Annotated in this window: 15 protein-coding genes; 12 read left to right on the top strand and 3 right to left on the bottom strand. The window is 59.2% G+C overall.

Annotation, left to right across the window (positions count from 1 at the left end):
• Positions 1-18 precede the first annotated feature (18 nt).
• From cheY to KUV52_RS08910, 9 genes are read left to right on the top strand one after another with little or no spacing between them, the layout of a single operon-like run.
• Complete coding sequence (cheY, locus tag KUV52_RS08870; RefSeq protein ID WP_222525584.1) at positions 19-402, top strand: chemotaxis response regulator CheY; 384 nt, start codon at positions 19-21, stop codon at positions 400-402.
• A gap of 15 nt (positions 403-417) precedes the next feature.
• A complete protein-coding gene (locus tag KUV52_RS08875; RefSeq protein ID WP_409996483.1) occupies positions 418-1146 on the top strand; it encodes a protein phosphatase CheZ in 729 nt (242 codons plus the stop codon).
• Positions 1147-1156: 10 nt separating this feature from the next.
• Entirely contained in the window at positions 1157-3346 is a 2190-nt protein-coding gene (locus KUV52_RS08880; protein WP_222525586.1) for a chemotaxis protein CheA, read from the top strand.
• Between the two features lie 32 nt (positions 3347-3378).
• Positions 3379-4497 carry a chemotaxis response regulator protein-glutamate methylesterase gene (locus KUV52_RS08885; protein WP_222525587.1) on the top strand — a complete coding sequence of 373 codons (1119 nt, stop codon included), beginning with the start codon at positions 3379-3381 and terminating at the stop codon, positions 4495-4497.
• On the top strand, positions 4478-4831 hold the full coding sequence (locus tag KUV52_RS08890; RefSeq protein ID WP_222525588.1) for a hypothetical protein: 354 nt from the start codon (positions 4478-4480) through the stop codon (positions 4829-4831). The genes KUV52_RS08885 and KUV52_RS08890 overlap by 20 nt, the downstream gene beginning before the upstream one ends.
• An 8-nt stretch (positions 4832-4839) precedes the next feature.
• Positions 4840-5646, top strand: a complete 807-nt coding sequence (locus KUV52_RS08895) for a ParA family protein (RefSeq protein WP_222525589.1) — start codon at positions 4840-4842, stop codon at positions 5644-5646.
• Positions 5615-6322 carry a CheW domain-containing protein gene (locus tag KUV52_RS08900; RefSeq protein WP_222525590.1) on the top strand — a complete coding sequence of 236 codons (708 nt, stop codon included), beginning with the start codon at positions 5615-5617 and terminating at the stop codon, positions 6320-6322. Before KUV52_RS08895 ends, KUV52_RS08900 begins: the two co-directional genes overlap by 32 nt.
• 3 nt (positions 6323-6325) lie before the next feature.
• Positions 6326-6817 carry a chemotaxis protein CheW gene (locus KUV52_RS08905; RefSeq protein WP_222525591.1) on the top strand — a complete coding sequence of 164 codons (492 nt, stop codon included), beginning with the start codon at positions 6326-6328 and terminating at the stop codon, positions 6815-6817.
• A complete protein-coding gene (locus tag KUV52_RS08910; RefSeq protein ID WP_222525592.1) occupies positions 6814-7227 on the top strand; it encodes a DUF2802 domain-containing protein in 414 nt (137 codons plus the stop codon). Before KUV52_RS08905 ends, KUV52_RS08910 begins: the two co-directional genes overlap by 4 nt.
• Positions 7228-7468: 241 nt before the next feature.
• On the opposite strand, the gene KUV52_RS08915 is transcribed toward KUV52_RS08910, so the two are convergent.
• Both KUV52_RS08915 and KUV52_RS08920 read right to left on the bottom strand, forming a co-directional pair.
• Positions 7469-7777: an EscU/YscU/HrcU family type III secretion system export apparatus switch protein gene (locus tag KUV52_RS08915; RefSeq protein ID WP_222525593.1), complete on the bottom strand. Its 309-nt coding sequence runs from the start codon at positions 7775-7777 to the stop codon at positions 7469-7471.
• Positions 7755-9011 carry a flagellar hook-length control protein FliK gene (locus tag KUV52_RS08920; RefSeq protein ID WP_222525594.1) on the bottom strand — a complete coding sequence of 419 codons (1257 nt, stop codon included), beginning with the start codon at positions 9009-9011 and terminating at the stop codon, positions 7755-7757. The genes KUV52_RS08915 and KUV52_RS08920 overlap by 23 nt, the downstream gene beginning before the upstream one ends.
• A gap of 146 nt (positions 9012-9157) precedes the next feature.
• Here KUV52_RS08920 and KUV52_RS08925 point away from each other — a divergent pair, with 146 nt between their 5' ends.
• Both KUV52_RS08925 and KUV52_RS08930 read left to right on the top strand, forming a co-directional pair.
• A complete protein-coding gene (locus KUV52_RS08925) occupies positions 9158-9925 on the top strand; it encodes a VacJ family lipoprotein (protein WP_222525595.1) in 768 nt (255 codons plus the stop codon).
• Between the two features lie 40 nt (positions 9926-9965).
• Positions 9966-11087, top strand: a complete 1122-nt coding sequence (locus tag KUV52_RS08930) for a response regulator (protein WP_222525596.1) — start codon at positions 9966-9968, stop codon at positions 11085-11087.
• A 425-nt stretch (positions 11088-11512) separates the two neighbouring features.
• Here KUV52_RS08930 and KUV52_RS08935 read toward each other — a convergent pair whose 3' ends face one another.
• Positions 11513-13018, bottom strand: a complete 1506-nt coding sequence (locus KUV52_RS08935; RefSeq protein WP_222525597.1) for a peptide MFS transporter — start codon at positions 13016-13018, stop codon at positions 11513-11515.
• A 426-nt stretch (positions 13019-13444) separates the two neighbouring features.
• On the opposite strand from KUV52_RS08935, the gene rfaH reads away from it, so the two are divergent.
• Positions 13445-13936: a transcription/translation regulatory transformer protein RfaH gene (gene rfaH, locus KUV52_RS08940; protein ID WP_222525598.1), complete on the top strand. Its 492-nt coding sequence runs from the start codon at positions 13445-13447 to the stop codon at positions 13934-13936.
• The last annotated feature ends 121 nt before the right edge of the window (positions 13937-14057 follow it).

Consider the following 14057-nt stretch of genomic DNA (forward strand, 5'->3'; position numbering starts at 1 on the left):
AATGTGCCGGAGGAACACTTGGACAAGAACATGAAGATCCTCATCGTTGACGACTTCTCAACGATGCGTCGAATCATCAAGAACCTGTTGCGGGATCTGGGGTTCAATAACACTCAAGAAGCCGACGACGGCTCTACCGCCCTGCCGATGCTGCAAAATGGCGATTTCGACTTCGTGGTGACCGACTGGAACATGCCGGGCATGCAGGGCATCGACCTGCTGCGTGCCATCCGCGCTGATGACAACCTGAAGCACCTGCCAGTGTTGATGGTGACGGCGGAAGCCAAGCGAGAGCAGATCGTGACTGCTGCCCAGGCCGGGGTGAACGGCTACATCGTCAAGCCCTTCACGGCCGCGACCCTGAAAGAGAAGCTGGATAAGATCTTCGAGCGTCTGAACTAACATCACAAGGATGTGATCATGAGCGAAGAACAAGCGCTGATCTCCCTCCAGCAGGCCCAGGAACTGGTTTCACTGCTCGAACAGGGAGAGGTTGGTCAGGCCAACCAGCTGGTTCGACAATTTAGCGCCCCCCTGACTCAACAACTCTTTGATGAGGTCGGTAAACTGACCCGCCAACTGCACGACGCGCTGCGTGATTTCCAGGTGGATGACCGCATCAGCGAGTTGGCCAATCAAGAGATCCCCGACGCCAAAGAGCGTCTCAACTACGTGATCGGCATGACCGAACAGGCCGCCAACCGCACCATGGATGCGGTAGAGGAGAGCCTGCCCCTCGCCGACGCCCTCAAAGACAAACTGGTTGAAGTGCAGCCCCGCTGGGAGCAGCTGATGCGCCGTGAACTGGCCCTGGATGATTTCAAGGTGCTGTGTCATGACGTGGATGGCTTACTGCACCACACCGGCAACGACGTCGAACGGCTTCGTGACCTGCTGAACCAGATCCTGATGGCTCAGGACTACCAGGACCTGACCGGCCAGGTGATCCGCAAAGTGATTGAGCTGGTTCAGGAAGTGGAGTTCAGCCTGGTTGAGCTGTTGACCGTGTTTGGCGAACGCCCTTACCAGACCAAGGAGCGCGACACGCTTGAGGCCGAAGGCCCGGCGATGAACGCCGAACAGCGTGACGACGTGGTGAGCGGTCAGGACGAGGTCGACGACCTGCTGTCCAGTCTCGGTTTCTAGGAGTTAACCGATGGGATTCGATCTTGACGACGACATTCTGCAGGACTTTCTGATCGAGGCGGCAGAGATCCTCGAGCAACTGCAGGCACAACTGGTAGACCTGGAGCAGAATCCGACAGACCGGGAGCTGCTCAACGCCATTTTCCGCGGTTTCCATACCGTAAAGGGCGGCGCTGGCTTCCTCTCGCTGAACGCCATGGTGGACGTGTGTCATGGTGCGGAAAACGTCTTTGACCTGCTGCGCAACGACAAACTCAATGTCAGCGCCAGTCTGATGGACGTGGTGCTCAATGCACTGGACACGGTAAATGCCATGTTTGGTGAACTGCAAAGCGGTGTCGAGCTGACTCCGGCCGAACCGGCACTGCTGGCGCAGCTGGAGCGGTTGTGCAGTGGTGAGGAGATCGCCCCGGCTCCTGCCCCGGCTCCCGCCGTGGCAGCGGTAGACCCGGTACCGGTTTCCGAGTTGGTGCCTGAGCTGCCGAAAGCTCCCGCAGAGTCCGCTGGTGAGGGCATCGACGCCCTGACTCAAGGCGAGTATCAGTCTTACCTCTCCGCACTGGAGGGTTCTGGTGCCACGACCGAAGCGGGCAGCGATGACGACATCAGCGATGACGAGTTCGAATCCCTGCTGGACCAACTTCACGGTAAGGGCCAGTTCTCCGTCCGTGTAGAAGAGACCGAATCCGAGACGCCTGAGACCGACGATATCAGCGACGACGAGTTTGAGGCCCTACTGGATCAACTTCATGGCTCGGGCCGTTTTGGCGAAGTGGCCGATGTTGGCGCCACTCAGCCACCAGCAAGCGAGCCGGTATCCGCGTCCTCCGAGGCACCGGCCAGTGCTGACGAGTTGATCAACGACGACGAATTTGAAGCCCTGCTGGACCAACTGCACGGCAAGGGGACCGCTCCGGGTGCTGCCGCTTCGACTCCGGCGCCCGCTGCTGCGGTTCAGGCTGAGCCAGCGCAAGCCAAGCCGGACGTGGCTGCCGCCCCTGCGGCAAAGAAGGCGCAGGTGCAGCCCCAGGGCGATACGACCGTTCGGGTGGATACCCGTCGGCTCGACGACATCATGAATATGGTGGGAGAGCTGGTACTGGTGCGTAACCGCCTGGTGACGCTCGGCCTGGAGCGGGATGACGAAGAGATGGCCAAGGCACTGGCCAGTCTCGACATCGTCACTTCCGATCTGCAGGGCGGGGTGATGAAAACCCGCATGCAACCGATCAAAAAAGTGTTTGGTCGCTTCCCGCGCGTGGTTCGTGATTTGGCCCGCAGCCTGAATAAAGAGATCCAGCTGCAGCTGATTGGTGAGGAAACCGATCTGGACAAGAACCTGGTGGAGGCGCTGGCGGATCCGCTGGTGCACCTGGTTCGCAACTCCGTAGACCACGGTATTGAGATGCCGGATGTGCGAGAGTCCATCGGCAAAACCCGTCAGGGCACTATCGTCCTGAGTGCGGCCCAGGAGGGCGACCATATCCAGCTGGAGATCCGCGACGATGGCGGCGGCATGAATGCCGAGAAGCTGAAGCAGATCGCCATCGATCGGGGTGTGATTGATGCGGACGCCGCCTCAAGAATGTCCGATGTGGACGCCTATAACCTGATCTTTGCGCCGGGCTTCTCCACCAAGACCGAGATCTCCGACATCTCCGGTCGCGGCGTTGGCATGGATGTGGTGAAAACCCGTATTGCCCAGTTGAATGGCTCGGTCAGCATCGACTCCTCGCCGGGCGAAGGCACGGTCATCCAGATCAAGGTGCCCCTGACACTGGCCATCATGCCCACCCTGATGGTGGAAGTGGCGGGTCAGGTGTTTGCGTTGCCGCTGGCCTGTGTGAACGAAATCTTCCATATGGACCTGGCTCAGACCAACGTGGTGGATGGCCAACTCTCCATCACCATCCGCGAGCGTGCGATCCCCCTGTTCTACCTGGACAAGTGGCTGGTCAAAGCCGCAGGCCGCGCGGAGCGGGAAGGGCAGGGGCATGTGGTGATCGTCCATATCGGCAACACCGTTGTGGGTTTCGTCGTGGATGCCCTGATTGGCCAGGAAGAGGTGGTGATCAAACCCCTCGGCTCCCTGCTGCATGGCACCCCCGGCGTGGCGGGCGCCACCATCACCTCCAACGGGGGTATCGCCCTGATCCTGGATGTGCCCGGGATGCTCAAACATTACGCCCGTCGCCGGTAAGGCGGCGGGGCGGTTAGAACGAAAGGATAAGCATGACCATAAAGGTATTGGTGGTCGATGATTCCAGCTTTTTCCGACGCCGGGTGGCAGAGATCCTCGGTGCGGACCCGGAACTGGAAGTGATCGACACCGCCATTAATGGCCAGGACGCGGTGGAAAAAGTACGTCGCCTGCGTCCCGATGTGGTCACCATGGACATTGAGATGCCGGTGATGGATGGCATTACTGCCGTACGCACTCTGATGCGGGAGCACCCGATCCCGGTACTGATGTTCTCCTCCCTGACTTATGATGGCGCCCGTTCCACTCTGGAAGCGCTGGATGCCGGTGCGGCGGATTTCCTGCCCAAACGCTTCGAGGAGATCGCCAACGATCGCCAGGAAGCGAGCCGGCTTCTGCAGCAACGGGTTAAGGCAATTGCCCATAAACGGGTACGCCTCAGCACGCCTGCGGCCCCCAGCCGACCGGTACAAAGCCGGATCGGTACTCCGGTAGGCAGTGCCGCTGCGCCCGTGCGCCCGGCTGCCCGCTCTGCTGTGGGCGAGGCCAACTTGCCGGGACGCGCTTCCGGTAAGCGTTACCGCGCCTTGCTGATCGGCACCTCCACCGGTGGTCCGGTAGCGCTGCAAACTATTCTGACCCGCTTCCCGGCAGACTATCCTCACCCGATCCTGCTGGTGCAGCACATGCCTGCGGCCTTTACCCCGGCGTTTGCCCAGCGCCTGGACAGCCTGTGCAATATCTCGGTAAAGGAAGCTCAGCATGGTGACCGTCTGCAGCCCGGAACTGCCTATCTGGCACCGGGTGGCAAGCAGATGCTGGTGGAAGGCAGTGGTGCCAACGCCCGCATTGTCATCCGCGAGGGGGACGAGCAGATCAACTACAAGCCTTCGGTCGACATCACCTTTGGCAGCGCCACCCGGGCATTCGGTGGCGACGCGCTTGGCGTGATTCTGACCGGCATGGGTGCAGATGGCCGGGAAGGTGCCCGTATGCTGAAGAAGTTGGGGGCGACCATCTGGGCTCAGGATGCCGCCAGTTGCGTGGTCTACGGCATGCCGCAAGCGGTGGCAGCGGAAGGGATCGCCACCCACTCCATTCCCTTGAACCAGATGGCTGAGGCGATTCTTCGTGAAACACACCGCCACTGATTGGACATTGCGGATCTACATGGTGCTGGCCTACGCCAGCAGCCTGTGTGCCGTGATCAGCCTGGTTTGGGCCGTCGATAAGCACTTCTACGCCAAGGAGCTGCATCAGCAGTTGGCTGAAGTGCACGGTCAGGCCACTCGTGAGCATGAGAAGATGGCTCAGCTGATGGCCCAGAACCGGGAGCTGAACAGCCGCCTGGCGGAGTATCAGCGTCGCGATGCACTGCGAGCGACCGCGGCCCAGACCGGTGAGCCCCAGTTGGTTGAAGTGCAGCCCAACGGCGTTCGGGTAATGCAGGAACCCCATGGTGGGGTTCGTTACACCGGGCAATAGGAGACAGGGTGCGGATCTGGACCATCGTTAACCAGAAGGGCGGCGTCGGTAAAACCACCACGGTGGTGACACTGGCGGGCCTGTTGGTGCAGCGCGGCCAGCGAGTGCTGATGGTGGACACGGATCCCCACGCCTCACTGGGCTACTACCTTGGGCTCGACCCCGAGGAGATGCCCGGTTCGCTGTTTGACCTGTTCTATCACCATCAGGATTTGAGTCAGGCTCAGATCGAATCGGTAATTGTCCCCACCAACGTCACCGGTTTGGAGCTGTTGCCAGCCGCCACCGCGCTGGCCACCCTGGATCGAAGCCTCGGCAGCCTGGCGGGGATGGGGTTGATTCTGAAGTCGATCCTCAACCGTCTCAGCCACCGCTACGATGCGGTCCTGATCGACTGCCCACCGGTGCTGGGGGTGTTGATGGTGAATGCGTTGGCGGCTTGTGAGCAGATCATCGTGCCAGTACAGACCGAATTTCTCGCCCTGAAGGGGTTGGACCGGATGATTCAGACCCTGCAAAAGTTGGGTCACGGCGGACGGCGCGTGCCACCGCACATCATTGTGCCCACCATGTTTGACCGCCGGACCCGGGCTTCGCTGCTGGCGTTGTCGGAGCTGGTTCGCAGTCACCCGAACACGTTGTGGCACTCGGTTATCCCGGTAGATACCCGTTTTCGTGACGCCAGTCTCGCTCATCTGCCTGCACCGCAGTACGCGAGTGATTGCCGCGGCGTGAAGGCATACAATGACTTACTTGATGAACTACTGAGCCGGGGAGGGCACCATGTCGCGCGTCGCACAGCAAGCGGTCAGTGACTATTTTGATGTACTCCTCAGCGATCCGGATCCGGTCCAGACCGCCGGGCTGAACGCCCTGCTGGCCCGCTCCCAGGCGCACGAGGCAGAAGCCCCGGAACCCACGCCAGAGCCGGTGAAGGCCGAACCGGTTATGGTTGCCGCGCCCAAAGTGGCAGAACCGGTACTGGCGGCTGCCCCGCAAATTGCCGAAGCGCCCAAGTCATCATCTGACGTGGATTGGCAGGAAAGTCTGGAAGAGCGATTTCAGTGCCTCTACTTCAAAGTTGGAGGCCTGACCGTGGCGGTGCCCCTGCAACTGCTGGGGGGGATTAAACGGGTTGGCCAACTGAGCCAGCTTCCCGGGTCTGCGCCCTGGATGATGGGCGTTCAGACGGAAAATGGCGCCAGCCTTCAGGTGGTGGACAGCGCCCGCTGGCTGATGCCTGAGCGGGCGAAAACCGAACCGAATTATCGATATATGGTGCAGTTGGGCGGCAGTCCCTGGGCACTGGCCTGCGACACGCTGGTCAATGCCGAGCCGCTCGACAAGGCGCAAGTTCAATGGCGACAGCCCAGTGCCGACAAGCGTTATCTCGCCGGGATCGTGCGGGAGCGGATGTGTGTGGTGCTGGATGTCCCGGCAACCATTTCCCTGCTGGAAGCGGGCAAGGATATCAGCGTAAAGGAGTCCTGAGGGATGAACATTCAACAAAATACCGCAGAAGCCGCAGAGCGTAGTGATGAGGTTCTGCAGTGGGTGACCTTCCATCTGGAACATGAAACCTACGGCATCAACGTGATGCAGGTACGCGAAGTGCTGCGCTACTCCGACATCGCTCCGGTGCCGGGCGCACCGAGCTATGTGCTGGGCATCATCAACCTGCGTGGTAACGTGGTCACCGTCATCGACACCCGCGCGCGCTTTGGACTGGCTGAGGCACCGATCACCGACCACACCCGCATCGTGATCATCGAGGCCGAAGATCAGGTGGTTGGTATCCTGGTCGACAGCGTGGCTGAGGTGGTGTACCTCAACAGCTCCGAAGTGGACTCCGCGCCCAACGTGGGCAATGAGGAGAGCGCCAAATTCATCCAGGGCGTTTGTCACCGTGACGACAAGCTGCTGATCCTGGTTGACCTGGAGAAGCTCCTGAGTGATCAGGAGTGGCAGGAGCTGGCATCGCTGTGAGCGGTTTGGACTGGGCATGGTTCATCGCACTCGTCGGGCTGGTGCTTGGCAACCTGGCGCTGTTTAGCTGGGTACGTAAGCGTGAAGGGGAGTTTTTACGCAAGTACGACGCGCTTAAGACCCTGCATAAAGCGTCGCAAAAGCAGAGTGAATCCCTCAAGCGGGAACTGGCGGAGCTGCGCTCAGGAGCGCTGGGTGTCGGTAAGCGCGTAAAGGAGCTGGAGCAGTCCATCTCGCTTCTGCAGGCCCGTCAGGACGAAGTGGTTCAACAGGACCCGGAAGCCCGACTCTACAGCCGTGCCATGAAGATGGTGGAGCTGGGGGCCGACGTTGAGGAGATCATGCGCGAGTGTGAGCTTCCCCGGGCAGAAGCGCAGTTGCTCGTTACGCTGCATCAGCGCGGCGAGTAACCGCAACCTGATTAAATACGCCCCGGCCATCAGCCGGGGCGTTTTTGTTTTCCATGGATTGTAGCGTGGGCTTGTAGCGTGGGCTTTCAGCCCACGGCATAGGCGCTCTGACTATCCAAAGGCCCGTGGGCTAGAAGCCCACGCTACGGTTGCTGCGGGGCCCGTGGGCTAGAAGCTCACGCTACGGTTGCTGCGGGGCCCGTGGGCCAGAGGTCCACGCTACGGTTCGCGGAAGTGGCTATCACGCCTTATGGTCAATGCGCTGATGGATATTGTTCCACTGTTCCGGAAAGCGTCCCTCAACCAGATAGGCGTAGGCGATCAGCTCCGCTATTACCACGTAAAGGGCGGGCGGAATCGACGCGCCCAACTCCAGCTGGCTGAGCAAGTGCGCCAGCTGGGCATCCTGATGTACCAGCACACCCGCCTCTTCGGCAGCCTCCCGGATCCGCTGGGCCAGCTCTCCTTCGCCGGTTGCCACCACTTTGGGGACGGTTTTGCCGTCGTACTGAAGCGCGACCGCCTTATCAGGCTCCATAGCTGCCTCCATAAGTGAGCGTGGTGCTGCTCTGTCCCAGACGCTTGGGCACGTCACCCTGACGGCAGCGCAATCCCCCCACCGCCAATCCCGCCTCCTGGAACCGTTGACGCAGAGCGTCAAACTGACCGCTCACCGTTTCACTCAAAATTGCGGTGCTGGCAACGGCATCCAGACTGAGGGTTTCGGCCCGGTATCGCGCCTTCAGAAGAAGGTCACCATTGCTGAGTTCAAACCGCAGTGAGAGCAGCCAACTGGGCTCCTGATCTTCCGGGTTGGCCCGGTAGCGCTGCAGCGCCAGCTGTAGTTGTCGCTGCTCACGCTCCTGACCATAGGGCAGCGCCAGATACAGGGCCGGGTGGTCGGAGTCTGACTGGCTCTGCTGCTGAAACTGAGCCAGGTCATCAATCATTGGCGTCAGCGAGGCGAGCGCCGCCTTGCGCTGAGCGTCGCTGAGCGACTCCACAGCGCGCCCAAGCTCTGAGCGCTCTGCCCGTGCCCGGGGAACCAGCAAACGCTGCCAGAGCGTTGCCAGCGGCCCCAGAGGGGCAGCCAGTCGGCCCCCATAAGGAAACTGACCAATCTGGGCAAATAGGGCGGCCAGCAGGGCAGGGTGAGCCAATTGCGCCAACGAGGGCAGGGGAAGCTGGCTGAGCTGACTCTGGCCGAATTGCTGCCCCAGCATCCGCGTCAGCGCCTGCCAGCCGGGATCGCCCGCTCCCTCAAAGGGACGAGGCTGCCCTTGCGCCGAGGTGACCGGTGGAGATGGCGCAGGACCACGCTCAGACAGTGGGGTCAGAATCTGGCCGGGACCGGGACGCACCAACTGCCATTGGCGGGGATCGGAGATGCGCAGCCACCAGTCGCTGCCCGGTGGCAATGGGATCGGGAGCGTAAATGAGCCAGTGGGGAGGGTCACCGTGGGCTGCCCTGCGACAAGGCGGATTGGCACCAGGGTTTGGCCGGGCAGTGACAGCGCTTGCTGCAGGGGGGCCGGAAACTGGCTTGTTGGCTGAGGGCTGCCATGAGCAAGCAGAGGGCGCGCGATCCACTGACCCGCTTGGGATTGCAGCGCTACGGAAGGCGGCAATGGCTGGGCAGGCGCTTGAAACTGTAGTGTCCGATGGGCGGTCTGGATCAGCAGGGTGGTGCCGGCAAGTCGCACGGATGTCGTGGCAATCAGTTGAGCCACCTGAGGAGTTACGGCCTGGGGATGAACCGAAGCTGAACCAGAGATCGGAATCATGATGTTCTGTCTACACTGTGTTGCGGCGATGCTTTTTTCACGTCATGCAAATGATAAGCTTACGATTATTCGCTGAGCCTACCGTTGATGCAGTGACGCTATAACAGCATATCGGCGAAGGAGTATGGATTCTTGAGGATGCTTGGGTGAACAGAGGGATTTTGGCGGCGTGCCTGATGGCGGTGCTGGTGACGGGTGCCACCGGAGCATATGCCGAGCAAACGGAGGAGTTGGACCTGGAGGTCAACTATAAGGACCCCCGGGATCCTATCGAGCCCTTCAACCGCCTGATGTGGGATTTTAACTATCTCTTCCTGGACCGATACCTGTTCCGTCCGGTGGTTCACGCCTACGCCGATTACGTGCCCGAACCTGCCCGGGACAGCGTCGAGAATGTGGTGCGCAACCTTGATGAACCCTTCAGTGCGGTAAACAATCTGCTTCAGGCCAAACCGGATTGGGCGGCCAATGCCACAGCCCGCTTCCTGATCAACAGCACCTTTGGTGTGGTCGGGCTCTTCGATGTGGCCAATCACATGGGGCTACCAAGAAAGCAGGATGAGTTTGGCGAAGTGCTGGGTTATTGGGGCGTTCCCAATGGTCCCTATCTGATGTTGCCTGTGCTTGGTCCCAGTTCAGTCAGGGACGAAGTGGGCGATTTCATCGATAAACTATACTTCCCCCACAGTTTATTTAATTTTTGGCAGCGAGCCGGGTTGTGGGCTTTGGACGGGCTTTCGGTTCGCAGTAAATTGATCGATCAGGAGGCGCTACTGGATAACGCATTGGATCCTTACGTATTTACTAAGGAAGCGTATTTCCAGTATGTCGAATATCAGCTGTATGACGGCAATCTCCCCGAGAAGGAGGAAGAGGACGATTTGCTGGAAGAGTATCTCGACGAGATCGACTGACAATCATAACGATAACAACATGATTTGAGGCGACAAAGCGATGCAGTTGGATGGGCTTACGGTGCTTGTGGTCGAGGACGACCCGGTATTCCGTCAATTAGTAAGTGATTACTGTACGCAGTTGGGACTGGCCGTTACCGGGGCTGAAGATGGCCAGGAAGCGCTGGAGCGTTTCCACGACATCGAGCCGGACCTGGTTCTGGTTGACCTCTGTATGCCACGGATGGGTGGACTGGAGCTGCTCAAAGCGATCTCCCGAATTGCGCCGGAGGTGCCGAGCATCGTCATCACCGGCAACAAAGCGATGTCGGACGTGGTGGACGCATTGCGACTCGGTGCCTGGGATTACCTGATGAAACCCCTGACCGATCTGGCCGTGCTCAAGCAAGCCATCATCGATTGCTTGCGTGAAACCGGCGATGTTGCGGTACCGGAAGAACCTGAAATTCCCGGTTGGGAAGACCCCGGTCAATCCATCGAAATGGCGGATAACTTTGACGCCATCAAGCATGACACCCAAACCGCTTCCCTGATCCAGGCCCAGCTGTTTCCGGAATTCAGCCAGCGCCGCCAGGGTTATGAGTTCGGCTATAACCTGTTCCGTAATCAGCCGGTGAGTGACCGACTCTGTGACGGCTTTGAGTGCGGAGACCGTTTCTACTGCGCCTACCTTGCACGGGTTCAGCCCAGTGGCAACCTGAGTGCCTTTGTCAGTGTCATCATCCGCAGTTTCTTCAACCAGAAGCTTAAGCGTTACCGCCAGGGCGGCAGTGAAGCGATCCTCGAACCCTTTACCATGCTGAGTTATCTCAACGAGCAACTGGTTAAGTCGGGGCTGGGATGCACCCTGGACATCACCTATCTGGTGCTGGACCGCCACAGCCGCCGGGTCGCGATTGGGCGCGCTGGCAGCCAGGTGAAAGTCTATCTTCGAGCCGGTGATCTGCTCTCCCCATTGGCCTTGCCGGAAAGCCCCCCCGTGGGACAAAGCAGCTGGAGCCAGCCTATCTGTCACTACCGTGATCTGGATGAGGGGCAAGCGCTGGTGCTGCTGGAAGGCGCGCCGATTGCACGGGAAACCGTAATGGCCGAGCAGTTCGGAGGATTGCAGGAAGACACCGCTGGCGGCGCCTGCCTGCAACTGAAAAGCTCCGCCGGATAGTCCCGCCTAGGTAATCAACGACGCTCCATTGCGTGGATGGGTAGCGTGGGCTTTCAGCCCACGGCATTTGCGCATTGAATATCCATCGGCCCGTGCTCTTGTAGCGTGGGCTTCTAGCCCACGGCATAGGTACCCTGAAATCCCATTAGCCCGTGGGCTAGAAGCCCACGCTACGGTTGGTACGGTATTGGTGCTCTGAACTTCCAATGGCCCGTGCTCTTGTAGCGTGGGCTTTCAGCCCACGGCGCGCTATGGCTTTGGTGCATTGAATATCCAAGGGCCCGTGGGCTTATAGCCCACGGCGAACCACGGCATAGGTGCATTGGATATCCAATGGCCCGTGGGCTCGAAGCCCACGCTACGTTCATTCTCTGCAGACACAAAAAAGCCCGGGTACTGGCCCGGGCTTTTATTATGGCGTTCGATTAGGAGCGCGGCATGGCTTCGTGGTCGGCAGTGACGGCCACTTCCTCTTCCAGCGCTTGCTCTTCGGTCTTGGTGTGCGGGCCTTCGGCACCGTGCATCCAATCAACCAGCTTGTCGGCCATGAAGTACAGGATCACACCGGAGATGGCAGCGGTAATCGCGATGCCACCGAAGATGGACAGGGCGTTCGCCAGCTGCTCTTCCTTCTCACCACCGTGGCCGATAAAGGAGCCAACAACACCGGCGATCTTGTTCGCAGCAGCAATGAACAGGAACCAGGCACCCATCATCAGGGAGGCGATGCGCAGCGGAGCCAGCTTGGTCACCATGGACAGACCAATCGGAGACAGACACAGCTCACCCATGGTGTGGAAGAAGTAGGCACCCACCAGCCACCACATGGAGGACTTGGCAGTCGGGTCACCACCCATCTCAACCACGGCACCGATCATAAATACGAAGCCCACGGCCAGCAGGAACAGACCCAGAGCAAACTTCACCGGGGAGTTCGGCTCACGGTCGCCCATGCGTACCCACAGGGAGGCGATTACCGGCGCGAAGATTACGATGAAGATGGCGTTCAGAGACTGGAACCAGGTGGTCGGAACTTCCCAGCCGCCCAGAGAGCGGTCGGTAAACTCGTTGGTGAACAGGTTCATCAGACCACCAGCTTGCTCGAAGCCAGCCCAGAAGATGATGGTGAACAGACCCATCACCATGATCACTTTGATGCGGTCACGCTCTTGCGCGGTCAGCGGCTCTTTCTTGGCGCTCTGCTTGTTGGCCAGATCCTGCTTGGCAGCCGGAACTGTACCGATGTCACCCAGCAGACGCTGAGCCCAGACGGCCTGGATAACCAGGGAGATCAGCATACCGATACCGGCCAGAATGAAACCGGCCTGCCAGTCATTCACGAACACTTCAGCGCCGTCGATGATCTGAGTGCTACCAAAGGCCTTGTAGGCCCAGGCCACCAGGAAGCCGGACAGAGCGGCACCCACGTTGATGCCCATGTAGAAGATGGTGAATGCACCGTCACGGCGGTGGTCGCCTTCCTGGTACAGGTCACCCACCATGGTGGAGATGTTCGGCTTGAACAGACCGTTACCCAGAATCAGCACACCCAGACCGAGGTAGAACACGGTGGTTTCCATGCCTGGGATCCAGGTATGGGGCGTACCCAAAAGGAACTGACCGATGGCCATCATGGCACCACCGATCATGATGGCTTTACGCTGACCCAATACGTTGTCAGCCAGCCAACCACCAATCAGCGGAGTGAGGTAAACCAGGCCGGTAAAGGTGCCATACAAAGAGAGGGCGTCTGCTTGGGTCCAACCCAGGCCGCCGCCCCCTTCGGTGCTTACACGGTCAACCAGATAGAGCACCAGAATGGCGCGCATGGCGTAGTAACTGAATCGTTCCCAGAGTTCTGTGGTGAACAGCAGGAACAGGCCCTTGGGGTGACCTAGAAAGGTACCGGTGTCCGGCTTGCTTGCGCTCATGAATGTAGATTACCTTGCGTCGTTATTATGGCCCTCTGCCGCGCGGATCCGGAATTGACACGTCATCTGGCAAGGCAGTTGGGACTGTAGTGCGCAGGCCAACTGCATTGCCGTCACAACCGAATCAGATGCCCGACAGGGGAATGTGAACCCACAAGTTCTATCCCGATGTGGATCCGATGTCAATTTCATCACCAGGATGTTCGAAAATTAGGCGTAAAGCGGGGCATTCTGAGGGGATGTAAGAGATCTCTCACCCAGTTGTGTTGAATCTGTACTACCTGAAGAACAATTCATTCAAATGAACGCAGAATCTGCCCGCTTGAGTAGGACGTTGCTTGCGACCATTACTCAGCTTGGTATTATGCTTCTTCGGTATGGAACACCGTTTGGATTTGATGCTGTAGATTTTGAAGGTGGGCTTAAATGCTGGGTTGGTACTTGCTTTACTGCAAAGGAAAGAAGGAAGCCACAGCCCGAGCACATCTGGAGCAGCGAAATTTAGGCTGCTTCCTCCCGGAAGCGGAGGTGGAATGCATCAAACGAGGCAAGCGCACCAAGGAGATGGTGCCACTTTTCCCGAACTATCTCTTTGTTCGGTTTGACCCCTTTCAGACGCCCATCCGGACTGTACTCTCAGTTCCCGGTGTGTCGTCTGTGGTTCGGACCGATGGCCAGATGGTTCCCGTGGATACCTCTCTCGTTGTCGGGTTGAGACAGCGCCTGTCTCAGTCGCCCTGTACCATCTCTGAGCTGCCGCAGGCAGGCGATAAAGTCGAGATCCTGGACGGACCATTCGCCAGCCTTAATGCGGTTTTTTGCGAACCGGATGGCGCCACGCGAAGTCGACTTCTACTCAATATTTTGGGTAATCAGCAACATATTGCTCTTGGTAACCTCTCTATCCGTCGCCTATAGCGACAGCAACTGAGATAGAGGCAGGGGAATGCCGGGCCGAGTACTGCCCAGCGTCAATCTGGAGTATTGGGTGGCGAAAAAACGCCACTGTTCGCACTTTGGGAGCACACCCAAGGGCGGC

Origin of the sequence: Ferrimonas balearica, from assembly GCF_019802055.1 — a bacterium.
Lineage (GTDB): Bacteria > Pseudomonadota > Gammaproteobacteria > Enterobacterales > Shewanellaceae > Ferrimonas > Ferrimonas balearica_A.